At 35.5% G+C, this 24186-nt stretch carries 21 protein-coding genes; 3 read left to right on the top strand and 18 right to left on the bottom strand.

What is annotated here, in order from left to right; all coding sequences use genetic code 11:
- Nucleotides 1-72: 72 nt before the first annotated feature.
- The 12 genes from KBJ98_RS13215 to KBJ98_RS13160 form a co-directional block, all read right to left on the bottom strand.
- A complete protein-coding gene (locus KBJ98_RS13215) occupies nt 73-510 on the bottom strand; it encodes an acyl-CoA thioesterase (RefSeq protein ID WP_166133634.1) in 438 nt (145 codons plus the stop codon).
- A 222-nt stretch (nt 511-732) separates the two neighbouring features.
- Nucleotides 733-1494 (bottom strand): tryptophan synthase subunit alpha, encoded by a 762-nt coding sequence (gene trpA, locus KBJ98_RS13210; RefSeq protein ID WP_210791328.1) that lies wholly within the window; start codon nt 1492-1494, stop codon nt 733-735.
- Nucleotides 1495-1576: 82 nt separating this feature from the next.
- On the bottom strand, nt 1577-1894 hold the full coding sequence (locus KBJ98_RS13205; RefSeq protein ID WP_210791326.1) for a gamma-glutamylcyclotransferase family protein: 318 nt from the start codon (nt 1892-1894) through the stop codon (nt 1577-1579).
- A gap of 136 nt (nt 1895-2030) precedes the next feature.
- Nucleotides 2031-3212 (bottom strand): tryptophan synthase subunit beta, encoded by a 1182-nt coding sequence (gene trpB / locus KBJ98_RS13200; RefSeq protein ID WP_210791324.1) that lies wholly within the window; start codon nt 3210-3212, stop codon nt 2031-2033.
- A gap of 18 nt (nt 3213-3230) precedes the next feature.
- The gene (locus KBJ98_RS13195; protein WP_225899139.1) at nt 3231-3896 is read right to left on the bottom strand and encodes a phosphoribosylanthranilate isomerase; all 666 of its coding nucleotides are present in this window, start codon (nt 3894-3896) and stop codon (nt 3231-3233) included.
- 36 nt (nt 3897-3932) lie between these two features.
- The gene (gene trpC / locus KBJ98_RS13190) at nt 3933-4715 is read right to left on the bottom strand and encodes an indole-3-glycerol phosphate synthase TrpC (RefSeq protein ID WP_210791322.1); all 783 of its coding nucleotides are present in this window, start codon (nt 4713-4715) and stop codon (nt 3933-3935) included.
- Between the two features lie 81 nt (nt 4716-4796).
- The gene (gene trpD / locus KBJ98_RS13185) at nt 4797-5789 is read right to left on the bottom strand and encodes an anthranilate phosphoribosyltransferase (protein WP_210791320.1); all 993 of its coding nucleotides are present in this window, start codon (nt 5787-5789) and stop codon (nt 4797-4799) included.
- 42 nt (nt 5790-5831) lie between these two features.
- Entirely contained in the window at nt 5832-6398 is a 567-nt protein-coding gene (locus KBJ98_RS13180) for an anthranilate synthase component II (RefSeq protein WP_210791319.1), read from the bottom strand.
- A gap of 133 nt (nt 6399-6531) precedes the next feature.
- Entirely contained in the window at nt 6532-7932 is a 1401-nt protein-coding gene (locus tag KBJ98_RS13175; protein ID WP_166133648.1) for an anthranilate synthase component I family protein, read from the bottom strand.
- Between the two features lie 347 nt (nt 7933-8279).
- Nucleotides 8280-8849 (bottom strand): YceI family protein, encoded by a 570-nt coding sequence (locus KBJ98_RS13170; protein WP_210791317.1) that lies wholly within the window; start codon nt 8847-8849, stop codon nt 8280-8282.
- A 29-nt stretch (nt 8850-8878) separates the two neighbouring features.
- A complete protein-coding gene (locus KBJ98_RS13165; RefSeq protein ID WP_210791315.1) occupies nt 8879-9511 on the bottom strand; it encodes an NAD(P)H-dependent oxidoreductase in 633 nt (210 codons plus the stop codon).
- Between the two features lie 14 nt (nt 9512-9525).
- Nucleotides 9526-9981 carry a MarR family winged helix-turn-helix transcriptional regulator gene (locus KBJ98_RS13160; RefSeq protein ID WP_210791313.1) on the bottom strand — a complete coding sequence of 152 codons (456 nt, stop codon included), beginning with the start codon at nt 9979-9981 and terminating at the stop codon, nt 9526-9528.
- Between the two features lie 274 nt (nt 9982-10255).
- On the opposite strand from KBJ98_RS13160, the gene KBJ98_RS13155 reads away from it, so the two are divergent.
- Complete coding sequence (locus tag KBJ98_RS13155; protein WP_210791311.1) at nt 10256-16297, top strand: PAS domain S-box protein; 6042 nt, start codon at nt 10256-10258, stop codon at nt 16295-16297.
- 121 nt (nt 16298-16418) lie between these two features.
- Here the strand turns inward: KBJ98_RS13155 and KBJ98_RS13150 are convergent, their stop codons facing one another.
- The 4 genes from KBJ98_RS13150 to KBJ98_RS13135 all read right to left on the bottom strand — a co-directional run bounded on the left by KBJ98_RS13150 (nt 16419) and on the right by KBJ98_RS13135 (nt 20084).
- Complete coding sequence (locus KBJ98_RS13150) at nt 16419-17030, bottom strand: methyltransferase domain-containing protein (RefSeq protein WP_210791308.1); 612 nt, start codon at nt 17028-17030, stop codon at nt 16419-16421.
- Between the two features lie 105 nt (nt 17031-17135).
- On the bottom strand, nt 17136-18554 hold the full coding sequence (locus KBJ98_RS13145; protein WP_210791306.1) for an MBL fold metallo-hydrolase: 1419 nt from the start codon (nt 18552-18554) through the stop codon (nt 17136-17138).
- 79 nt (nt 18555-18633) lie between these two features.
- Nucleotides 18634-19419 carry a sulfite exporter TauE/SafE family protein gene (locus tag KBJ98_RS13140; RefSeq protein WP_210791304.1) on the bottom strand — a complete coding sequence of 262 codons (786 nt, stop codon included), beginning with the start codon at nt 19417-19419 and terminating at the stop codon, nt 18634-18636.
- A 32-nt stretch (nt 19420-19451) separates the two neighbouring features.
- On the bottom strand, nt 19452-20084 hold the full coding sequence (locus tag KBJ98_RS13135) for a Crp/Fnr family transcriptional regulator (RefSeq protein WP_210791302.1): 633 nt from the start codon (nt 20082-20084) through the stop codon (nt 19452-19454).
- A 285-nt stretch (nt 20085-20369) separates the two neighbouring features.
- Here KBJ98_RS13135 and KBJ98_RS13130 point away from each other — a divergent pair, with 285 nt between their 5' ends.
- A complete protein-coding gene (locus tag KBJ98_RS13130) occupies nt 20370-20681 on the top strand; it encodes a rhodanese-like domain-containing protein (protein WP_210791300.1) in 312 nt (103 codons plus the stop codon).
- 43 nt (nt 20682-20724) lie between these two features.
- The gene (locus KBJ98_RS13125) at nt 20725-22305 is read left to right on the top strand and encodes an NADP-dependent glyceraldehyde-3-phosphate dehydrogenase (RefSeq protein WP_210791299.1); all 1581 of its coding nucleotides are present in this window, start codon (nt 20725-20727) and stop codon (nt 22303-22305) included.
- A 78-nt stretch (nt 22306-22383) separates the two neighbouring features.
- On the opposite strand, the gene KBJ98_RS13120 is transcribed toward KBJ98_RS13125, so the two are convergent.
- Together KBJ98_RS13120 and KBJ98_RS13115 are read right to left on the bottom strand one after the other, a co-directional pair.
- Nucleotides 22384-23484, bottom strand: a complete 1101-nt coding sequence (locus tag KBJ98_RS13120) for an AMP-binding protein (RefSeq protein ID WP_225899138.1) — start codon at nt 23482-23484, stop codon at nt 22384-22386.
- Nucleotides 23477-24186 (bottom strand): CPBP family intramembrane glutamic endopeptidase (locus tag KBJ98_RS13115; protein ID WP_210791297.1); only part of this gene is annotated, 710 nt, incomplete at its 5' end. The genes KBJ98_RS13120 and KBJ98_RS13115, both read right to left, overlap by 8 nt.

Genomic DNA, 24186 nt, shown 5'->3' with positions numbered 1-24186 from the left:
CCTCCTAGTTTTGTAGGTACGCAAACCTTGTTTCCTTTAAAATAGGTTTAAAAGAGAGCGTTATAATTTGAATTATTTTGTTGAGAAATTATCGCTTTTTGGAAAAATACTCAAAGCTTGCATAGCCAATTCTGGAGTAGGAGAGGCCAGTTTACGCAGTTTTACATCCATCCAAGCGCCATCAACGGTTATGGTTGCGCACACTTGATCTTGCTCGTTTTTGAATTCGTGAATGATAGACCAGCGGGAGCCATCTTCATTAACTTTTGAAGTTTTGGTATGCATGACAATGCGATCTGAAAGTTTGATTTCTTTTCTGAAAACGCATTCTTCTCTAAATAAAATAGGTCCAAAACCTTGCGCTTGCATGACTCTCATAGTCAACCCCAAGCTTTCTAAAATTTCAATTCGATGTTGTGCACCAAAATCATAATAAGCGCTATGGCGAACATGAAAATTAGGATCAAGATCAGACCATCTAAAGGATAATTCTTTGGTAAATGAATTCATTTTTGGTGTTTTAAAGTATAAAATATATTTGTCGCTAAATTGCAAAAAAAGATTGACAATTTCTTGTGGTTTTTGACGAAAAATGAGCTGTTGTGAAAAGAAATTGCTTCTGAATGTATGGGGTTGAAAGCATTCTTGCTCCTTCGTTTTTTTATTAATCTTACAAAAAAAAGCCTCTTGGTAGAGGCTGATTTGTATTTGTGAAATTGTTTGTGCAAATGCTTAACGAATTGTTTTTACAAATTCGGCAATGCTTCCCGTTCCTTTTTCCGTGAGATGTTTGATGAAAGCACTTCCAATAATAGCTCCTTTTGCGTATTGTGTAGCTTGCTGAAAAGTAGCTGCATTATTGATACCAAAACCTACCACTTGTGGGTTTTTCAAATTCATGTTGGCAATGCGTTCAAAGTAGGCTTCTTGCGAAGTTCCGAATCCGGTTTGTGAGCCGGTAACACTGGCCGAACTTACCATATAAATGAATCCGTCAGAAACACTATCAATAAATTGAATGCGTGCTTCAGAAGTTTGAGGAGTGATTAGGAAAATATTTTTTAAACCGTATTTTTCAAAAGTAGATTGATAGGAATCAGCATAAACGTCTACTGGTAAGTCAGGAATAATGAGTCCGTCAATACCAATAGCGGCGCATTGTTTGCAAAATTCTTCGATTCCATATTGTAACATTGGGTTAAAATATCCCATAATTATTAACGGAATAGAAACCGTTTTTCGGATGTCTTTTAGTTGATCAAATAAGACTTGCGTCGTCATGCCATTGTGTAAGGCCTGCGTAGAACTTTCTTGAATGGTTGGTCCGTCAGCCAAAGGATCACTAAATGGCAAACCAATTTCTATCATATCGACACCATTTTTTTCTAAATCTTCGATGATTTGAACGGTATCATTTAAACTTGGGTATCCAGCAGAAAAATAGATGGAAAGTATTTTTTTTGATTCTTGTAATTTCTGGTTTATTCTGTTCATTGTAAACTTTTTTGTGTCTTTCAGCAAGTTATTATCGTGCTAAAGGATTTATTTTTGTGTTTGATGCGATTACTGTTATCTATTAACTTTCAATAAAAATCCAAGCAGTGATGCCTGATTTTAATGTAATTTGAATTCTTCTGTAAGCGTTTGATTCAAATTGATCTGCTTTGATGAGATCATCGCTGGTGACTGCAAAGGCAATTCCAGTGATTGCATCAGCGGGATTATCGCTTGGCATGGCTACAAAATAATCTTCCATTCCAAATTCTTCTTCAATTTGCAAACCTTTTAGTTTGTATCCTGTAAGCTGGTCTTCGGTTCCGATTAAAAGTTTATTAAAAACTTGCATCTGAATTTCTTTGGACTGCAGGGTACCGTAGGAGAATAAATATTCCATAAGTAGTTTGATTTCTGGTTATTGGTGTGCGTTAGGGATGGAAGCGGCATCCTTTTTCATGGCTTTTTTTGCCATGAAAAAGATACAGCGTACAGCCCGACCCGCCGCGGCGGGAAACGCCCCAAATATACTAATGTTATAAGTTGAAATAATCAATGTATGTATTTAAATCTTTGTCGCCACGGCCAGAAAGGTTGATGACTACAATATCCTCTGGCTTGAATTTCATTTCGTCTAAAACTGCAAAGGCATGTGCGCTCTCGATGGCAGGAATTAATCCTTCGGTTTTTGATAATTTGATACCCCAATCCATGGCTTGCGCATCGGTAATTGAAATGAATTGTGCACGTCCAGAAGCAAATAAATGTGCGTGCATTGGACCTACACCAGGATAATCAAGACCAGCTGAAATACTGTAAGGCTCGGTAATTTGGCCATCGGTGGTTTGCATTAACAAAGTTTTGCTACCGTGAATAACGCCCACTTTACCTAGTGCTGAGGTTGCGGCACTCTCGCCAGAATCAACGCCTAATCCTGCTGCTTCAACAGCAATAATGTTCACGTCCTTTTCGTCAAGAAAGTGGTAATACGTTCCGGCTGCATTGCTACCGCCACCTACACAAGCTACCACATAATCAGGGTTTTCGCGGCCTTCTTTTTCAAGTAATTGTGCTTTGATTTCTTTTGAAATAACCGATTGGAAACGGGCGACCATATCAGGGTAAGGATGCGGCCCCACCACTGAACCAATGATGTAATAAGTGTCTAACGGATTATTAATCCAATCTCTAATCGCTTCGTTAGTAGCATCTTTTAAAGTTTTAGATCCTGAAGTTGCTGGACGAACGGTAGCGCCTAACATTTTCATACGAGCCACATTTGGAGCTTGACGTTTGATGTCGACTTCGCCCATGTACACAATACACTCTAAGCCCATCAATGCACATACGGTTGCTGTGGCTACACCGTGCTGTCCTGCACCAGTTTCAGCAATGATGCGGGTTTTTCCTAGGCGTTTAGCTAACAAAATTTGACCGATTGTATTGTTTACTTTATGTGCACCAGTATGGCATAAATCTTCACGCTTTAAGTAAATTTTGGTGTTGTATTGCTCTGATAATCTTTTGGCAAAGTACAGTGGAGTAGGGCGACCTACATACTCACGCAATAAACTGTCAAACTCCTCTTGAAAAGAAGGTTCGGCTGTGATTTTTAAATAATTTTGACGTAGTTCCTCTACATTTGGATATAACATTTCAGGGATAAATGCACCACCAAATTCTCCGTAATAACCTTTCTCGTTTACATTGTAACTCATGATATTTTTTTTAAAAGTTTATTGTTTCAGTAGTTCCTGAAACTGCTTTAATGCATTACTGTTTTTTAATCCTGCCTCAATTTCAAATTTACTATTCAAATCTAAGGCGTATACGGGTAAGTTGCTTTTTGTTATTTCTTTTATTTGTGCTACTTCATCAAGACCAATTCCGCCACTTAAGAAAAATGGTTTTTGTGAAGGATAATTTTCTAGCATTTTCCAGTCGAATACTGTTCCGTTGCCTCCCGGTAATTTTCCTTTGGTATCGAATAAGAAGAAATCGCAACTGTCTTCAAATTCTTTAATTATTTCGAAATCAAAATCACTCCCGACGGAGAAGACTTTAAAAATTTCGATGTTAACACCCAAAACTTCTCTTAATTCTTGGCAAAATGCAACAGATTCGTGTCCGTGTAATTGTACGGCTTGTAAATCGTGTTGCTTGACTTTCGCTTGTACTTCAAGCACGCTAGCATTAACAAATACCCCAACTTTTTTTATTGATGCTGGTAAGGTTGGAATAGTTCCTGTGAAATACCGTGACGAAGGTTCCCAGAAAATAAAGCCCATGTAATCTGGCAAAAGTGCAGCTACTTCGAGAATATTTTCAGAGTACTTCATTCCGCAAATTTTCATGGCATAGCCAGTTTGTTTTGCAGTGATTGGTATTTCTTGTTCGTTCATTATTAAGTGTATAAAGGTGTTTATTGTAATTTTTATTTAACCTAATTGTTGAATGAATTCAGTAGCGGCTGCGCCTGCGTTATCGGTTTTCATGAAGTTTTCTCCAATTAGGAAACCTTTGTATCCGTAAGGTTTTAACTCTTGAATGGCTGCTACTGATGAAATCCCACTTTCGGAAACCTTAACAAAATCATCCGGAATATGAGCTGCCAAATCCTTACTGAAATCTAAGCTGACTTCAAATGTTTTTAAATTACGATTGTTTACGCCGATAAGATCTAATGAAGGCATTATCGATTTGTGTAACTCTTCAAGATTGTGTACTTCGAGCAAGACTTCTAGATTTAAACTCTTAGCAAATTCAGATAATGATTTGATTTCGTCTCGAGTTAAAACTGCAGCGATTAGCAAAATTAAATCGGCGCCATGTGCTTTGGCTTCTAAAATTTGGTACTCATCAACAATAAATTCTTTTCGCAAAAGCGGAACATTTACACTTGCTCTTGCTAGAAGCAAATCGTCAAGCGATCCGCCAAAATATTTCCCATCGGTTAAAACCGAGATTCCGCAAGCACCAGCATTCTCGTAACCTTTTGTTACTTCCTCTACAGTGAAGTCGTAATTTATAGCTGCTTTTGATGGTGATCTGCGCTTGTGTTCGGCAATAATTCCAGAACTGCTGTTTAATAAATTAGTTCGCAATGAAATGGTTTCTTTGTTGAAAAACACTGACGATTCTAACTGCGAAACAGGAATGATATTTTTTTTGAGAATGACTTCTCGTTTTTTGTCGATTATGATTTTATCTAGGATATTCATTTTTATTTGTTTAACGTTTTGTTTGTTTAAAGTTTAAAGTTTTCCAAATCAACAACTTTAAACCTCAAACTTTAAACTATTTTACTTACTCAATTCCTGCAATTTGGTCAAAGATAAAAGTCCTTTTCCGGATAATAAACTTTCTTTTGCTATTTGAAATCCTTCTAAAGGACTGCATTTAGTTACAGTTGCAATAGCCATTGCTGCATTGGCACAAACTACATTATTTTGAGCCTCAGTACCTTTGCCTGAAATGATGTTAGTAAACATTTGAGCCGATTCGTCAATTGTTTTTCCGCCTTCAATTTCAGTTTGTAGCAATAGGCTTGCTCCAAAATCTTCGGGGTGCAACATGCCTTCCATTGTATTGCTAATGGTTTTGGTAGCACCGGTTAAGGATACTTCGTCATAGCCATCAAGTGAGTGCAAAATTGTGAAATTCACTTCGGTATTTTGATAGAGATAAGCATACATTCGCGCTAATTCTAAATTAAAAACACCTACTAATTGATTTTTAGGAAAAGACGGATTCACCATCGGTCCTAACATATTAAAAAAGGTTTTTACAGCTAATTCTTTTCTAATTGGTCCCACATTTTTCATGGCAGGGTGAAAAAGTGGCGCATGCAGTACGCAAATACCCGCTTGATCGATAGAACGCTCTAAAAACTCTGGGTCGTTACTGAACTTAATTCCCATTTTTTCCATGACATTGCTCGATCCTGAAACTGATGATAAGCCATAGTTACCGTGCTTTGCTACTTTTATACCAGCACCTGCAGCCACAAATGAAGCCAATGTTGAAATATTAAAAGTATCTTTTCCATCGCCACCTGTTCCGCATAAATCAATGGCGTTATAGGCGGACAAGTCAACGCGAATACACAACTCAAGTAAGGCTTCGCGAAATCCTGCAAGCTCATCAATGGTAATGCTTCGCATCATGTAAACGGTCAAGAAAGAAGCAATTTGGCTGCTGTTGTAACTTCCATTCGAAATATTAATCAATACTTCTTTGGCCTCTTGCTTTGAAAGTATTTCGTGATTAATCAGGCGATTTAATATATTTTTCATTTTTGTATCTGTCTTAAAGTTGAGAGTCTTTCGAGCTTAGGACTAATTTTTCACCCAATTCTCTAATATCTTTTTGCCATTAGGTGTCAAAACGCTTTCGGGATGAAATTGTACGCCGCGAACATCAAAATTTTTATGACGCAAAGACATAATTTGTCCATTTTCATCAACAGAAGTAGCTTCAAGTACTTCGGGTAAATTGCTTTCGACAACCCACGAGTGGTAACGTCCTACTTCAAATGAATTATCCAAACCTTCAAACAAACCTTCATCAGTAACCGTGGTTTGAACCATAGAGCTTACACCGTGATAAACTTTGTCTAGGTTAGTTAATGTTCCGCCGTATACTTCGCCAATAGCTTGTTGCCCTAAGCATACTCCAAAAATACTTTTTGTTGGTCCATATTTTTGAATAACCGCTTTGAGTAAACCAGCTTCGTCAGGAATTCCAGGTCCAGGCGAGAGTAAAATTTTATCAAACGAAGCAATTTCATCTAACTCAAATTCATCGTTTCGGTATACTGTAACTTCGCAATTTAAATCTTCAAGGTAGTGCACTAAATTGTAAGTGAAGCTATCGTAATTGTCTATGACTAGTATTTTTTTCATTTTTATTATTGAAAAATTGAAAGATTTAAAGATTGCTTCGCCAGTTCGTTGTTCAGGCTCGTGTAAAAAATTCTATTTTTTGACAATCTTTAAATTCTTGAATTATTAAATCTTTAAATCTTTAAATTAGTTTTTAAATGGTCTCCGCTAAATCCAAAGCCGTATTTAATGCTCTTAATTTATTGTACACTTCTTGCATTTCGTTTTCTTCATCTGATCCTGCTACAATCCCTGCGCCTGCTTGGCAATGCAATTGATGATTTTTACTTAAAAAAGTACGAATCATAATCGCGTGATTAAAGTTGCCTTCAAAATCCATAACACCAATGGCACCTCCGTAAAAATTTCTATTGGTTTTTTCATATTCTTCAATTAGTTGCATGGCTCTATGTTTTGGTGCGCCACTCAAGGTTCCTGCTGGAAATGTATCGGCTACTACTTGCATGGTTGTAGCATTTTCATGTAAATGTCCTGTTACTTTTGAAACCAAATGAATTACATGCGAGAAAAATTGAACCTCACGATAGCGCTCCACGTTTACTGCGTGACCATGGCGACTGAGATCGTTTCTAGCCAAATCAACAAGCATAACGTGTTCGCTGTTTTCTTTTTTGTCTTCTGATAATTGTTTGGCTAATTCAGCATCTTTTTCGTCATCGCCAGTTCGTTTAAAAGTTCCTGCGATTGGGTGAATTTCAGCCTTACGATCTTTTACGATGATTTGCGCTTCGGGCGACGACCCAAATATTTTAAAGTCGCCATAATCAAAGAAAAACAAATAGGGTGAAGGATTTATACTGCGTAAGGCGCGATAAACATTGAATTCGTCTCCTTTAAAGCCTTGTGTAAATCGGCGTGAAAGTACTAATTGAAAAACGTCTCCGCGGAAACAATGCTTTTTAGCTAAAGCTACATTGTGCTTGAACTCGGCATCCGTTAAGTTAGAAAATCCAGCTCCTTCTTTGGTGAATTTATACGAAGCAATATTGCGAGATTGAAGCAATTGTTCAATTTCTGAAATGTTATTGTGACCGTTTATGCTGTGGCAAAAAATATAAGCTTCATTTTTAAAATGGTTGATGGCAATTATATTTTGGTAAACCGCATAATAAATATCGGGAATAGTATTGCTATTTTCTTTTTTGGCGATAGTTACTTTTTCAAAATAACGCACTGCATCATACGAAATATACCCAAACAAGCCATTGTTGATGAATTTAAAATTATTTTTTTCAGATTTGAATTGTCCAGAAAATTCTTGAATAATTGACGGTACATCTGTAGTAGCTTCGATTGCCGTTTTTTCAAAAGTTCCATCAGGAAACTGCTTGTAAACCGTTTCATTTTCTATTTTTATCGAAGCGATGGGATTGCAACAAATATAGGAAAAGCTGTTGTCGTTGCCGTGGTAATCGCTACTTTCGAGCAGTAAACTGTTAGGGAATTTATCTCTAATTTTTAAATACACACTTACAGGCGTGATGGTGTCTGCAAGAATTTGTTTGTAGTGAGTATGTAAAGCAAATGATTTCAAGATCTTGTATTTTTAGTTGATTAGTTTTGATTTTGTGATACATAAAAAAAAGGCTTGTCGTCATGACAAGCCTTTTGTATAAGTAGTTTTAAACATACTATAGGAGCTCTCTTCACGACGACTGACGTAAATTGTTCCACCACCAAGTATTGTTTAAAATTGTATTCATTGTTTTTTTTTGTATAGTGCAAATATAGAAATGATTATCGGACTTGCAAATAAAACGGTTGTTAAAAATGAAGCAGTTATCACGCTATTTTGTTAAATCCTGACTGAAGATTAATTGGTATATAAAAAAGAACCCCAACAATTGCTTGTTGGGGTTATAATGTGAGACCAATAAATTCTTAGAATTTTAAAGCTACAGCTAATGTGAAATCATCGTTGATGGCTTTGTCACCAATTGCGCTGAAAATACTAGCTGAGTTGTACTCAATTTTGTATTTAGTTCTATCAACTACTACGTTAGCATTTGCAGTGTTTGCAGTTGTAGTCAAGTCAAAAGTTACTGGTTTAGTAATTCCTTTGATGGTCAAATCAGCTGTTACTGCGTAAGCGTTTGCAGATTTTGCAGTTACTTTTTTGAAAACTAAAGTTGAAGTTGCAAATTTTTCAGTTCCAAAAAAGTCATCAGCTTTTAAGTGCCCTTCCAATTTTTCTTTTCCTTGCCCTGCCTTTAAGTCAGTTACAGTCATTGAGTTCATGTCAACAATAAAGTTTCCACCAACTAATTTTTTACCTTTAAAAACAAGGTTACCGCTTTTTAGGTTGATTGTACCTTCATGAGCACCTGTTACTTTTTTTCCAACCCATTTAATTGAACTTTGAGTAGCATCTACTTTTTTAGTTTGAGCGTTTACTGTTACTGTAGCTAAAGCTACTACTACTGCTAATGCAATTGATTTTAGATTTTTCATTTGTTTTTTTGTTTAATGTTGATTAATAATTATAATGTAATAAATAATTCTTCAGTTGATTTACGTACTTTTTTACCAAATTGTGTTGCATCTTCTTCATGTCTGTAACCTACGGTTGCAAGTAGAGATGCGTTCAATCCTAATGCATTCAATCCTAAAATTTCGTTTACATCAGCAGGAATAAATCCTTCCATTGGCGTAACGTCAATTTTTAGCTCCGCTGCGGCATTCAATAAATTACCCATTGCTAAGTAAGTCTGTTTTGCTGCCCAAGTGTTACGCACTTCTTCAGGAAGTGTAGTCAAATTGTTTTTCATTAAGTCATTGTATGGCTGTAAATTTTCAACCGGAATACCTCTTGTTTGACTCATGTTTGCAATAAAAGCATCAATTCCTTCAGCTCCAAAATTCACTTCATTTGCAAAAACTAAAAGGTGAGAAGCGTCAACAATTTGTGTTTGTCCCCATGCAGATGGCTGAATTTTAGCTCTTAATTCAGGATTTTCAACAATAATAATTTTGTAAGGCTGTAAGCCGTAAGAAGATGCAGAAAGTCTAATTGCTTCTTTCAATATGTTTAAATCTTCTGTACTTACTTTTTTAGAGGCATCAAATTTCTTTGTTGCATATCTCCAGTTTTGATTATCTACGAATGTATTCATTTTGTTATTGGTATTTATTGATTTCTATATTTTTCTAATAATTGATTCAAAGTCTCAATCTCTGATGTACTTAGTTTTTGCGAGAAGGATTTTTCATGAGCGGTCACTTTTGGATCAAGCTCTTCTAGTACTTTTAGTCCTTCCTCTGTAATTAAAACTTCAATTTTTCTGCGGTTGTCTGAACATACTTTTCGGGTCACAAAATTTTTAAGTAATAATTTATCAACTAACCGAGTAGTGTTACTTGTTTTTGCTAACATGCGCTCTTGAATTACGCACATATTGGCTGGATTTCCTTTTTGTCCTCTTAAAATGCGCAATACATTGTACTGCTCACTTGAGATTTCATAAGGTTTTAAAATTTCATTAAAATGCTCTGCAAGTACATTTTGGGTATACATAATATTGAGGATAATTTTTTTTGAATTATCCATCGGTACAGTAGATTTTAATATTTCTTCAATTTTCATATTTGTATATATGTCATTTGTGGGTACAAATGTAGTCTTTATTTAATGTTGTATATACAAATGTCGATTAAATTTTTGTTAATTTTTTGAGATCGAAATAGAGGTTGAATTTTAGTGTTTTTTACGATCCATAACTTTTGTCCGAATTTTAGGACCTTCAATAATTGTAAGGGTATGATTAGTTGTTTCTTGCACGATGATAATTTGAAAAAGTAAACTTGATTTAAGTTTTAAAAATTTATACATTTAGCTTTTTCTTTAATATTTTCACAATATGCAATCAAAAGAACCATCCTACGATGATCTAATTCGGCAAATCAAAGCTCAAGAGCAACAAATAAGTAGGTTGGAGCAAGCAAATGCTGAGCTCAAGAAAATTAAAAATGTGCTACATCAGTCAAAAGATTTAGCGTGTATCCTGACATTTGATGGTTTTTTTAAGCAAATTAATCCTGCTTTCACTCTTAAATTTGGATTTTCTGAAGAAGAGTTTCTTAGTCGACCATTTTTATCTTTTATACATGCTGATGATCATAATGAAACTTTAAAAGCATTTGCGTTGGTAGGCAGTGGTACTTCTGTCACTACTTTAAAAAATAGATTTGTAGCGAGTGATGGCCGAGTATTCGGTTTTGAATGGGTGTTGACATTGTCATCACAAAATGACTGTATTCAGGCCATTGGTGTGGAATTTACTGATTTCGAAAGTATACAAAAACAATTACTCGATAGCGAAGCATCTTTAACTCATATTCAAAAAATCGCAAAAATAGGCAGTTGGGAACTCGATTTTACAACAAAAAAAATGCAATGGTCGCAACAACTATTTGCTATTTTGGAAGTTCAAGAGGCAGCTCAGTTGGATTTGTATAATGAATTGCTATTGGTCCAAACCAAGGAATCGGCTGAACTTTTTTTAAGTAAATTAATTACCTGTATACAAGATAAAGAAGAAGTAATATTTGAACAATGTGTGACTTTATCAACCGGAAAAAATAAGTATTTAAATGCCATAGTTTTCCCTATTGTAGATGAAGATGGATCTGTGCGCCGTTTAAAAGGAACATTTCAAGATATTACAGATAAGAAAAATTTTCAAAAAGAAATAAAAGAACGTGAGGTTTCGGCACTTGACTACGAATTGCAATTACTATCGGAAGAAAGTAACTCAAACTTTAAAACTTATATCGAAAATGCACCCGATGGCGTTTTTGTAGTAGGTGAAAAAGGACATTATTTAGAGGTTAATCAAGCAGCATGCACATTATCAGGATATTCAAGAGAAGAACTTTTAAAAATGAAGTTTGGTGATTTATCAATTGAAGAAGAGGTTCAGGAATACATCAAGGAATTTCAAAAATTGGTAGAAAATGGGGTGGGTAAAAAAGAAATATTTATCAAAACAAAATCTGGGCAAGTTAGATGCTGGGCTGCCGAAGCGGTAAAGTTGTCCGAAAATAAATTTTTAGGTTTTGTAAAAGACATTACGGAACAAAAAAACATTCAAGAACAACTTGTTCGAAATGAGAAACGATTTAGGGCTTTTATTCAAAATAATCAAGATAGCATTACTTTATTAGACGAAAACTATCGAATATTATTTATAAGTGAGTCTTCAATAAAAATCACAGGTTGGATTAACGATGATTTTACAGATTTATGTGGCCTAGATTTTATACATCCAGACCATTTGCTTTATGTAAAAGAAAAAATGGCTTTAGCTCTCGAAAATCCTGGTTTATCATTTCCGGTACAATTTCAAGTCAAGCATAGTGATGGGCACTACATTTGGATGGAGGGATACGTTAATAACCTTTTGCACGATGAAGATGTGCGTGGTATTATTACCAATATGCGAGACGTTACGCAGGCAAAAGCAGCTCAAAAACAATTGGAACTTGAACGAGATAAATTTTTAAAAATTGCTGAAGCCTCACCAGGAATGATTTATTCGTTGCGACATAATTTAGATGGAAGTTATTGTTACACCTATGCTAGTAACGCAATCCACGATATTTTTGGATTTAAATTTGAAGAAATAGAAAACAATCAACAACAAATTTATGCTGCTGTACACCCAGATGATCTTGCTCCTTTATTGGCTAGCGTTACCAATACCAAAAATAATTTGGTACCACTGCAAATAGAATACCGCTATTTTCATCCTACAAAGGGCTTAATGTGGCATCACATAAATTCGTTACCTATTCTGGAGCTTGAAGGAACGGTAATTTGTCATGGTATTATCACTGATGTTACTTCTCGAGTGATTGCTGAACAAAAGATTATTAAAGCCAATCGCTTATACTCTTTCATTAGTCATATGAACCAAATGATTGTTCGTACAACTAATCAAGAAAATTTGTTCTATGAGGCCTGTACAATTGCTATAGAACAAGGTAAGTTCAGAATGGCATGGATTGGTTTGTATGATGAGCAAAAGCAGTTGTTAGAACCTATTCGTATGGCTGGTGACCATCAAGACTATTTTGATAATATTGTAATTCCTTCAACAAATGCAAACATGCCTGCGGGACAAGGTCCTGCTGCTCGGGCATTTCTTGAAAACCGATATGTAGTTTGTAATGATATTGAGACGGATGCAATGATGTTGCCTTGGAAAGAAGAAGCGCTAAAACGCAATTATAAGTCTATGATAGCATTACCAATTCAGAAATTTAAGGAAGTCATTGGTGTCATTATGTTTTATGCAGGTGAAAAGAACTTTTTTGATGCAGAAGAAATAAAATTATTGCAAGAGGCAACCAACGATATTGCCTTTGCACTTGAAATTCTTGAAAACGAATCACAAAGAAAAGAAACATCTGAAGCAATAATTGAAAGTGAACAGCGCTACCACACTTTAACAGAAGTGTCTCCTGTTGGTATTTTTAGAACCGATATGACAGGTTGTACGACTTATGTAAATCCGTATTGGAGTAGAATATCGGGTTTTTCTTATGAAGACGCTATTGGTTATGGTTGGCTCGATGCAGTACATCCGGATGATAAGGAATACTTGGCAAAAAGATGGCAGGAAGATTCAAAAACACAGGAAAAATCTACTACAGAGTATCGTTTTTTGAAACCCGATGGAACTATTGTTTGGGTAATGGGGCAAGCAATTCCAGAACGCAATATAAAAAATGAAGTAGTAGGGTATGTTGGTACAATAACAGATATTACAGAACGTAAGAAATCAGAAGTTGCAATTTTAAAGGAGCAGCAGCTTTCAGAAGTAATTATCAATAATCTACCTGGAATTTTCTATTTATATAATCAACAAGGAAAGTTTGTAAAATGGAATAAAAACTTTGAAACTCTCACCGGTTATACGCCGGAAGAAATGAGACAATTAAATGCATTAGATGTACTTGACGATGATGAAAAAGCAAAAATTAGAGATCGAATAGAACTAGCATTTGGATCAAACTTTGAAGAAGGTGATAAATTGCCTGGGATTGAAGTTGTTTTTCAGACAAAAAATAAGGTGAAGGTTCCGTTTTTCATAAACTCGAACCCAATTCAATATAACGGAGAACGATGTTTGTTAGGAATGGGACTTGACTTATCCGAAATTAAAAAAGCCGAAGAGGAACTCAAGACTGCAAATTCGCGATTTGAAACTATTGCACAGGCTACCAATGATGCTGTTTTTGAAGTAGATTTGGTTACTGGCCAAAGTTGGAATAATCAAACATTTATTGATTTATTAGGTTTTGGAAGTTTAGAGCCTGATGGAATAAATAATGCAGCTTTATGGCGTTCTAAAGTGCATCCTGATGATCGCGAACGGGTTACAAAAAAGTTAGATGATACTTACGCTGGCGCAGAACGCAACTGGTCAGATGAGTTTCGTTTTCTCAAAGCCGATGGTACTTACGGTATATTTTACGACCGTGGTGTTGTCACCCGGGACCAGAGTGGAAAGGCTATTCGGTTAAACGGAGCATTAACTGAAATAACAGAGTTAAAAAACATCAAAGAAAAACTTAGCAACAGTGAAGAACAATACCGCAGTTTAATTGAGCAAGCATCTGATGCGATTTTTATTAATAATGTTGCTGGTAATCTATTAGAAGTAAACGAAAGTGCTTGTAAGATGTTGGGCTATTCTAAGGAAGAATTGTGCTCTAAAAACGTAAGTGATTTATTTCAAAATGAAGAACTAGAAAGAATTCCATTAATGTTTAATGAACTTGCAAATGGTCAACAAACGTTACTAGAACGCAGTATGCAACATAAAGACGGTTCTTTAGTTGTTGTCGAAATTACTGCTAAGATGATTGCTGATGGAAGGATTGTGGCAATTGTTAGAAATATTAGCGAACGGAAAAAAATTGAAAATGCGTTCATGAAAATGCATAAAAAAATGGAAGCTATTCTTGGCGCCATTCCTGATATGCTTTTCGAATTAGACGAAGACGGAAGAATATACAATTACCATTCAAGTACCAATGAATTATTGATTGTAACTCCCGATTACTTTCTTGGAAAGTTGTTTTCAGAGATATTACCACCTGACGCATCCAATTTGATTTTATCAGCAATAAAAGAGGCTAGTGAATTTGGATATTCAACGGGACGTCAATATTCACTATACTTACCTGATAAAGGCTTGCATTGGTTTGAATTGTCGGTTGCGCCAATGTATGACAGCGCAAGCGATCAGAAACACTTTATTTGTTTGAGTCGTGATGTTACACAATCAAAGCAGTCCGATCTTATGCTTTTTAAAAGTGAAGAACGATACCGTGGACTGATTAGTAATTTAGATGCAGGAATCATTGTTCACGCTCCTGATACTTCAATCATTGTATGGAATCAAAAGGCAGCTGAATTATTAGCGTACGATGTTGAATCCTTAAAGGGAATGACGGCTAGTAATCCAATTTGGAAGTTTTACGATGAAAACAACGATAAAATGACGTTCGAATGGTATCCGGTAAATCAAATTATAACCTCTAAAAAACCTCTAAAAAACTTTAAAATTGGTTTAGAATTGCCTGATTCAAGCACTATGACTTGGTTGTTGGTCAATGGTTTTCCTGATTTTGATATGAACGGCAATTTAGTAGAGGTAATTATAAGTTTTATTGATATAACTGAACAAAAAACTCTTGAAATGGAATTGCTGAAAGCCAAAGAGCAAGCCGAAGCAGCCAACAAAGCAAAAACTGATTTCTTGGCCAATATGAGCCACGAAATACGAACGCCTCTGAACGGAATTATTGGTTTTACACACCTATTAATGAAGTCTAATTTAAAGAAAAATCAGGCGGAATACATGACTACCGTAAATGAGTCAGCAGCAACACTTATGGATATTGTTAATGACGTTTTGGATTTTTCTAAAATTGAATCTGGAAAATTAGAACTGAACATTGAAGAGGTTAATCTTGTAAAGTTGACCACTCAAGTAATTAATTTATTCAAAATTCAGGCCAGCAAAAAGAACATCCAACTAACATTAAATATAGATAAACTGTTGCCACAATACATTATGGCAGATTCCGTTCGATTGAAACAAATTTTAGTCAATCTCTTGAGCAACGCTATTAAGTTTACTCATTTTGGCGAAATTCGTTTAGATATAAATAAAATAAAATCTTCGGGGCAAAAGTGGTCAACTATAAAGTTTTCTGTAAAAGATACCGGAGTAGGAATCAAAACTGATAACAACAAAAAAATATTTAAATCCTTTGTACAAGAAGACAATTCGACTAACCGAAAATTTGGTGGCACCGGGCTAGGTTTGGCAATTTCAAACCAACTTTTGGCTTTGATGAACAGCAAGCTTCAATTGATAAGTACCTTAGGCGAAGGAAGCGATTTCTTTTTTGAAATTAAATTTAAAAACGCCAAACATAAAAAAAATGAATTAATAGCAATTCAAAAATCTATTGAAGGGAGTATAACTGCTCCTCAATTTGAATTAAAAGATAAAAAGATTCTTATTGTTGAGGATAATAAAATCAATATGATGTTGGCTAAAACGTTTGTTAAAAGGCTTGTTGCTGATTGTACCGTATATGAAGCAAAAGATGGAAATGAAGCCATTGAAATATCTCGAAATTACAAACCCGATCTTATTTTGATGGACATCCAAATGCCAAACAAAAATGGATACGAAGCTACAGCCGAAATTCGAAAAATAGATGGGTACAAAGAGGTTCCCATAATTGCAATTACGGCAGGAATCATGATTGGAGATAAGGAAAAATGTTTAGAAGCTGGAATTAATGATTATTTACCTAAACCAATTATACAATCAGATCTAGAGAAAATGTTACAGCTGTGGTTAACCAAGAAATAATTAAAAAACGGATAAAAACTGTTTACTTGCAGTTCTTATCCGTCATTTTATATCTGTAAAGAGTTAAAATTATAAAAGATGCTTGACAGCGAATGTTAAACTTATTTTTACAGCACAAACCTTAATTTTTTCTAAGAAAATGAATAAAAACTTCCGCATTGGCTCTTGGCTGAATTGAATTCTTGGCTTTTTCAAGGCTAATGATATTAAAATCTGATTCAAATAAACCGTGGTACTCCAGTTTATTTCCGCCAAATGGAGGTCCTGATTCAAAATCACGGTCAAATAAAAGTCCAAACAAAACACCTTTGGGAGCGAGCAATTCTTTCATTTTTGAAACATACAAGGGTCTGTTTTGCGGAGGCAACGCACAAAAGAAAGTTTGCTCAAGAATATAATCGTAGCTATCTTGATGCTCGAAAAAATCTCCTAAAATTACTTGTATTTGTGGATTATCTTTGAATTTTACCTGTAAGCTATTTACTAATGTTGGTGCAATATCAATCAAGGTAATAGCTGTAAATCCTTGTTGAAGCAAATAAATGGCTTCGTAACAATTACCACAACCAGGAATAAGGATTCTAGCATTTTTATCAGCAATAGTGTCTATAAATTCCTGAATTGGTGGTGCAACTTGACCAATATCCCATTGGGTATTGTTCGTTTGGTAACGATTATCCCAATAATTCTTGTTTAGGGTTTGATTCAAATTGATCTCTTTCGATTCACTCATTAATTCAATCTTTATTTAAATTAGCAGTGCGATTTCCAAATTATTTAAAATATGAAAATCACACTAATAAATGTTGAGGTTCATGGCAATAGTACCTTTGTTGAATTAGTTTTGAAGTATTTTACTCTGACAAACAAAATCAGTTTTTGGAACCTCAGTTTTTGCAATAGCGTTAAATCCACCTTCAATTTCAGTAAAATTTCTAAATCCTCTTGCTTCTAAAATTGATGCTGCTATCATACTGCGATATCCGCCTGCACAATGAATAAAAAAGTGTTGTTTCGGGTCAATATCTTCAATCCAATCATTAATAGAAGCGAGTGGTTTGCTGTAAGCATCTGTTACGTGCTCCGCTGCATATTCTGTTGCTTTTCGAATGTCAATTACTTTGTCCTCACCAATAATTACTTGATTTGCAAATGTTTCGGCAGTAATTCTATTAATAGTATCGGTTTCTTTTCCTGCAGTTGCCCAAGACTCAAAACCTCCTGCCAAGTGGCCTACCAAATTATCGAAACCTACGCGACTTAATCGAGTAACAGTTTCCTCTTCTTGACCCACCTCGCAAATAATTAAAATAGGTTGTTTAACATCGGCAATCATCGATCCTACCCACGGAGCAAAGTCACCATCAATACCAATATTAATCGATTGCGGAATAAAACCTTTGGCAAATTCACCATTTTTTCGAGTATCAAGCAATAATGCTCCAGTTTCAGAGGCTGCAGTTTCAAACTCTTTAGGTGTAAGTGCTCTCATACCTAGGTTTAAAACATGTTCAAAACTTTCGTAACCTTCTTTGTTCATTGCTACGTTCATACCAAAATAGGCTGGAGGAGGCAATAAACCATCTGTGACTTCTTGAATAAACTCGGCTTCCGTCATATTCGCACGTAAAGCGTAGTTTGTTGCTTTTTGGTTTCCAATGGTTGATATTGTTTCTTTACTCATGTTTTTGCCACAAGCGCTACCTGCACCATGGGCCGGATAAACAATCACATCATCTGGCAAAGTCATTATTTTTGAACGTAACGATTGATATAATGTAGCAGCTAATTGTTCTTGTGTTAAATGCGCCGCTTTTTGTGCCAAATCAGGTCGGCCAACATCGCCAATAAACAAAGTATCACCTGAAAAAAGTGCGTGTTCTTTACCGTTTTCATCCAACAATAAATACGAAGTACTCTCCATTGTGTGTCCTGGCGTATGCAATACTTTGATAGTTACATTTCCAAGAGGAAATAATTGCCCGTCAGTTGCTGATATCGCTTCAAAAGCAGGTAATGCTAGCGGACCATAAACAATAGGTGCTCCTGTTTGCTTGCTTAAATCCAAATGGCCCGATACGAAATCAGCGTGAAAATGAGTCTCAAAAATATATTTTAATACTACTCCATCTCTTTGCAAACGATCTAAGTACGGTTGTGTTTCACGCAGTGGATCAATGATTGCTGCAACTCCATTTGAAGTAATGTAATAAGCACCTTGTGCTAAACATCCGGTATATATTTGTTCAATTTTCATAATAGTATGTTTTATTTGAGTACAAATGTACTTTTGTTTTTTAGTAATAAAAGTGATAATTGTTACAGTTGTATATTTTTTAGCAAAAAAGTTCTCTAGTAATAATGTACACGCCCATGATTAAAACAAACCAACCAAAAATAGGTTTGAGTTGTGCTCCATTAATTTTCTTTGAAATTTGAATTCCAATCAGCATTCCAACAAAAGCCATCGCAGCAATTACTAATAATAACTGATAATCAATCGCAGTCCCGATATACAAATCGCCCACAAAGCCGATACTTGAGTTGATAAATATAATCAGTAAGGAAGTTCCAACAGCTTGTTTCATTGGTAGGTTAGCAAAAAATAATAAGGCAGGAATAATCAAAAATCCGCCTCCTGCGCCCAAGAAACCTGTCACAATTCCCACAACAAAACCAATAAAGCCCAATTGTATGTAATTTGTTTTTAAACCTTCAGGAATGGGTTTGCTTTTTCGAATCATTGCTATCGCTGCCGCCATCATTAGAATCGAAAAAACAATCATGATTAAATCGTTTTTAGAAACTTGATAAGTTGCTATGGTGAACAAGGTAGTGGCAATTTGCGGAAAAATTACTTCTCGAATAATCAAAATAGAAAATACGGATGGTACGGCAAAGTATAAAGCCGACTTTAGTTGTAAGTTGCCCATCTTATAATGGCTAATACAGCCTAATAAGGATGTAACCCCTACGATAAATAAGGAATAGGTAGTAGCCAATTCAACGTCAATTTTAAATAAGTACACTAAAATTGGAATTGTTAATATTGATCCGCCGCCACCAATTAAACCCAACGAAAGTCCGATAATTATTGAAGCCAAATAGCCAAAATATTCCATAGTAAGTTATAATGATAAGGAAACAATAAGTGTTATTTTTTAGAAAGTAGTTCGATGTTATTACGATGCAATTTCAGCAAACCTCTTTGCTCCATTTTTTTTAAAAGTCTTGAAATAACTTCTCTTGAGGTATTTAAATCGGATGCAATTTCTTGATGAGATAATTTTAGCTCATTACAGCCACATGAGTCTGCATGGCGCTGCAAGTAGAATTCCAAACGTTCATCCATCGCTCTAAATGCAATGCTATCAATTACTTCTAAAACTTCTTCAAATCTGTTTCGATAGGTTTCGATTACAAATTCGTACCAAGAGCGATGCTGCATCATCCATTTGTCCATAACCGCTAACGGGATGGTGATTAGCTCGACTTCATCAACTACTTTGGCCATTATTTGGCTTTTCTCATTTCTAGTGGCACAAATCATCGATATAGCACAAGCTTGTCCCGGATGCAAATAATACATAAAAAATTCACCACCATCTTGGTCTTCACGATAAATTTTTATGGTGCCGCTCACGACCAATACCGTATTTTTTATGTACTGACCAGTTCGCATTAAAATACTACCTGCCTCTTGTGTTTGGTAGGAAGCTTCGTGGTCTATGGCAGCGAGTAGGTCAGGCGAGAACTGCGGAAAAATTGTTTTTAAAGGAACAATCATCTGTTGTTTATTTTAATTTTCGATGCTGGTAAAAGTACTTTATAAAATAGAGAATAGCAGGTAATTTTGATATATTTTTTAAGCTAACTACTTTATTTTTAAGTAATTAATTTTGTATGTCCTATCGGTGAAATAGGGTGTTTTCTTAGTTTTAAAACCGATTTCGGCTATAGTATTGATTGTAATGCGGTTGCGAAATCGTTTTCTGCTATTTATTATCTAATTAACAAAAGCCACGATAACTGTTACTTAAAAACGTCGTATTTTTACAAAAAAAACATCATTATGAATTTAACACAAGAAGATTGGGTAGCTCAGTTTGAAGCTGAAGAAAATGCGGTAATACTTGACGTAAGAACTGCTGATGAGTTTAACGAAGGTTTTATCGCAAACGCTATTAATATTGATATTCACAAAGGTCAAGGCTTTATTGACGCTGTTGAAGAATTGGATAAAGATAAAAAATACTACGTGTATTGCCGTTCCGGAATGCGTAGCGCCAAAGCTTGCGAAATTATGAATCAACTGGGTTTTGAATATGCCTATAATTTGCTAGGAGGAATCTTAGATTGGGAAGGTGAAGTGGTAGAGCCGTAAACCACTACAATAGCTAATTAACTAACCACAAAACACCAACTAAATGAATACAATTCCTGAAGAATTTCAGATAACAGCCTTATTGAATCAAGATACCTATTTGATCAATGGCGAATTAAAAAAGTGGGAGGGACAAACCACACCTGTTTTTTCAACAATTTCCTCCACTGATGCTTATGGACCCACTTTGTTGGGGTCTATTCCTTTTATGGGCGAGGCAGAAGCTAACGAAGCAGTGCAAGCTGCAAGTGAAGCGTACAACAACGGACAAGGACTTTGGCCAACTATGAAAGTTGCTGACCGAATTAAATGTATGGAGCGCTTTGTTGAACAAATGAAAACCACCCGCAGCGAAGTTGTAAAACTATTAATGTGGGAAATTGGTAAATCATTGGGCGATTCTGAAAAAGAATTCGATCGTACAGTAGAATATATTTACGATACGATTACAAGTTTAAAAGAGCTTAACACTCGTAGCGCCTTTTTCTCGAAAGTACAAGGCATCAACGCCATGGTACGTCGTGGGCCTCTCGGAGTAGTATTGTGTCTCGGTCCGTACAATTATCCTTTGAATGAAACATTTTCATTATTGATTCCTGCTTTGATCATGGGTAATCCTGTAATTTTCAAGCCAGCAAAACACGGTGTGTTATTAATTTCTCCACTTTTAGAGGCTTTCCGAAACAGTTTTCCAAAAGGAGCTATCAACATTGTTTACGGTCGCGGCCGAGAGGTAGCATCGCCAATTATGAAATCCGGTAAAGTTGATATTTTAGCTTTGATTGGCAATAGTAAATCAGCGATTGCCTTACAAGATCAACATCCAAATAAAAACAGATTGCGCCTAATTTTAGGACTCGAAGCCAAAAATCCAGCGATTGTTTTACCTGATGCTGACTTAGATTTGGCAATTCAAGAGTGCATTGCAGGTTCTTTATCATTTAACGGACAACGTTGTACTGCACTCAAAATTATTTATGTACACGAATCAATTGCCGCAGAATTTAACAAACGCTTTGCAGCAAAAGTAGATGCACTTGCTTTTGGAAACCCTTGGGAAAAAGGAGTGTTTTTGACACCACTTCCTGAAAAAGATAAACCTGCTTATATTCAAGAATTAATTGATGATGCGCTTGTAAATGGTGCTTCTATTATTAATGAAAAAGGAGGACAAACAACTCCAAATGCCATATTTCCAGCGGTTCTTTTTCCAGTAAATAAAGCAATGCGGGTGTATCATGAGGAACAATTTGGTCCTGTAGTTCCCATTATGACTTTTAGTGAAATTCAAGAACCACTTAACGATATGGCCGAATCAAACTACGGTCAGCAAGTAAGTTTATTTGGTAAGGATATTACAACGATAGCACCATTGATTGATGCATTGGTAAATTTAGTTTGTCGCGTAAACTTAAATAGCTCTTGCCAAAGAGGTCCCGATGTGTTTCCGTTTACTGGCCGCAAAGATTCGGCAGTGGGAACTTTAAGTATTCATGATGCTTTGCGCTCTTTTTCGATACGAACTTTTGTAGCGTCAAAAGACAATGCTTACAATAACGAGATTCTTCAAGCCTTACTCAATAGTAAAGAATCCAACTTCATCAATACGGATTATATATTGTAAATTAAGGTTGTAGAATTAGAAAAAATCATCTGAAAAGAAAGCAAATAATATTTGGTTTTCCTTTCAGATGTTTTTGTTTTACGCAGTCGTGTTGTGGAGAATCTGAGTTATAATTTCTTTTCTTTTTATTTTTCCGCTTTCTGTTTCCAGAAATTGCGGAACAAAGAAATAGTCTTTTGGTTTTTCGTAAGTACTTAAAGTTTCAAAAACATTGAGAGAAATTTCTCTTGCTTCGCCTTCAATTACAAGTACTAATTTTTCTCCTAGAGTAGCATCAGAGATTCCTGCTACAAAAAAACGTTCTTTTATTTTTGAGGCGAGCTTTGTTTCAATTTGTTCAGGAATTAATTTAATTCCTCCGCTGTTAATGATGTTATCTGCACGCCCTAACAAAATGAATTCTTTTTCATTTATAATTTCAACCAAATCATTAGTTATCAAAACTTCTGACGATACTAGCGGAGCATTAATCACCAAACAACCTCTCTGATCTTGGCTAATTGTTACATTTGGTAAAATAGAGAAAGGAGTAGTGCCGACACGTTTAGCAGCAATATGCGAAACCGTTTCGGTCATTCCGTAAGTTTCAAAAATTTGCGTAGGCAATTCGGCAACTAAACTTTCTAGTTCTTGATTCATTTTGGCGCCACCCACAATTAGTTTTTTTACTTTTCCCAAACTATCTATTGAATTTTGTACCTGCAATGGTACCATTGCTACAAAATGATAGGTTGTGGTGTTTTTAGCAAGAGGAGTACTGTTTGGTGCTACGAGATCCAGGTCAAGCCCCAAAATAAAACTGCGTACCAGCATCATTTTTCCAGCTATGTATTGTGTTGGAAGGCAGTGTAAGGCTTTATTTCCTGGACTTAAATCAAAATAAGCCCCGGTAGCTAAAGCAGATTGCACCATTGCTGATTTTTGAACTTGTATTAATTTGGGAGCCCCCGTTGTACCAGAAGTACTGACTTCTAAATAGGGTTTCGCATCAAACCAATCTAATATAAAGGAGCCAATAGCTTGTTCATACGGATCACCTTCTTTGATAAAACTGTAAGCTACTCGACATAAATCGTCTCGATCTAAATGAAATCCATTTAATTTAAAAAGAGGATGTACTTTTTGATAGGCTGCGGTCATAGCTTTAGATGGTTTAGGTTCTCTAACAAAGTTAGGCATTTATAATTTTCCCTGTTAATTTTTCTTTCCAATTAGCCCATTGATATTTTTTACCAAAAACAAATAACAAAATAGGATAGATAATCAGGATGGGTAAAATCACATCAAAGCCCGCAGACGGATTTGAAATATCTTTAAAAATGGAATTGGTTTGAAAAGCCGACCAATCGGAGGTTACTAATAGCGCTCCGATGAGGTTGTTGGCTGCATGAAATCCCAATGCTAGTTCCATACCCTCATCCATTAAGGTAATGATACCCAAGAATAATCCAGTTCCAATGTAGTATACCATAATAATCGGGCCCATTTGCGTTACTTCGGGGTTAAACCAATGCATGCCGCCAAAGATCAAGGAAGTGAGAAGCAACGGAAACCACTTGTTTTTAGATAAAGTAGCAAAGCCTTGCATTAAATAACCTCTAAAAATATACTCTTCAGTACTGGTTTGAATAGGAATTAGTAGCGCGCCAATAATTACCAAAAAGGCAAAAGGTAGCGGATTAAAGTTCCATTTAAAATCTTCTGGATATAAAAAATAGGAGATAAGTGTGGTGATAATAGTAATCGAAGCCCAAACTGTAAATGAAAAGGCAACACGTTTCCAATCTACTTTTTTGCGTGAAGTGGTAACTGATAAAAACGACTGATTATGATAAAAACGAACCAATAAGTAAAGTGTGGCTAGAACAAGAACGAATGAAA

Origin of the sequence: Flavobacterium erciyesense, assembly GCF_018069925.1 — a bacterium.
Classification (GTDB): Bacteria; Bacteroidota; Bacteroidia; order Flavobacteriales; family Flavobacteriaceae; genus Flavobacterium; species Flavobacterium erciyesense.
Note: the sequence above shows the minus strand (reverse complement) of the source record. Positions and strands in the feature narration are given on the sequence as shown.

Bases quoted from the DNA above. Each gene is read 5' to 3' on its own strand.
- trpB (WP_210791324.1), bottom strand. From the start codon at position 3,212: ATGAGTTACAATGTAAACGAGAAAGGTTATTACGGAGAATTTGGTGGT.
- trpD (WP_210791320.1), bottom strand. From the start codon at position 5,789: ATGAAAAATATATTAAATCGCCTGATTAATCACGAAATACTTTCAAAG.
- KBJ98_RS13135 (WP_210791302.1), bottom strand. From the start codon at position 20,084: ATGATTGTTCCTTTAAAAACAATTTTTCCGCAGTTCTCGCCTGACCTA.
- KBJ98_RS13205 (WP_210791326.1), bottom strand. From the start codon at position 1,894: ATGGAATATTTATTCTCCTACGGTACCCTGCAGTCCAAAGAAATTCAG.
- KBJ98_RS13125 (WP_210791299.1), top strand. From the start codon at position 20,725: ATGAATACAATTCCTGAAGAATTTCAGATAACAGCCTTATTGAATCAA.
- KBJ98_RS13155 (WP_210791311.1), top strand. From the start codon at position 10,256: ATGCAATCAAAAGAACCATCCTACGATGATCTAATTCGGCAAATCAAA.
- KBJ98_RS13120 (WP_225899138.1), bottom strand. From the start codon at position 23,484: ATGCCTAACTTTGTTAGAGAACCTAAACCATCTAAAGCTATGACCGCA.
- KBJ98_RS13150 (WP_210791308.1), bottom strand. From the start codon at position 17,030: ATGAGTGAATCGAAAGAGATCAATTTGAATCAAACCCTAAACAAGAAT.
- trpA (WP_210791328.1), bottom strand. From the start codon at position 1,494: ATGAACAGAATAAACCAGAAATTACAAGAATCAAAAAAAATACTTTCC.
- KBJ98_RS13170 (WP_210791317.1), bottom strand. From the start codon at position 8,849: ATGAAAAATCTAAAATCAATTGCATTAGCAGTAGTAGTAGCTTTAGCT.
- KBJ98_RS13140 (WP_210791304.1), bottom strand. From the start codon at position 19,419: ATGGAATATTTTGGCTATTTGGCTTCAATAATTATCGGACTTTCGTTG.
- KBJ98_RS13180 (WP_210791319.1), bottom strand. From the start codon at position 6,398: ATGAAAAAAATACTAGTCATAGACAATTACGATAGCTTCACTTACAAT.
- KBJ98_RS13165 (WP_210791315.1), bottom strand. From the start codon at position 9,511: ATGAATACATTCGTAGATAATCAAAACTGGAGATATGCAACAAAGAAA.
- KBJ98_RS13215 (WP_166133634.1), bottom strand. From the start codon at position 510: ATGAATTCATTTACCAAAGAATTATCCTTTAGATGGTCTGATCTTGAT.
- KBJ98_RS13145 (WP_210791306.1), bottom strand. From the start codon at position 18,554: ATGAAAATTGAACAAATATATACCGGATGTTTAGCACAAGGTGCTTAT.
- KBJ98_RS13130 (WP_210791300.1), top strand. From the start codon at position 20,370: ATGAATTTAACACAAGAAGATTGGGTAGCTCAGTTTGAAGCTGAAGAA.
- KBJ98_RS13160 (WP_210791313.1), bottom strand. From the start codon at position 9,981: ATGAAAATTGAAGAAATATTAAAATCTACTGTACCGATGGATAATTCA.
- KBJ98_RS13195 (WP_225899139.1), bottom strand. From the start codon at position 3,896: ATGAACGAACAAGAAATACCAATCACTGCAAAACAAACTGGCTATGCC.
- trpC (WP_210791322.1), bottom strand. From the start codon at position 4,715: ATGAATATCCTAGATAAAATCATAATCGACAAAAAACGAGAAGTCATT.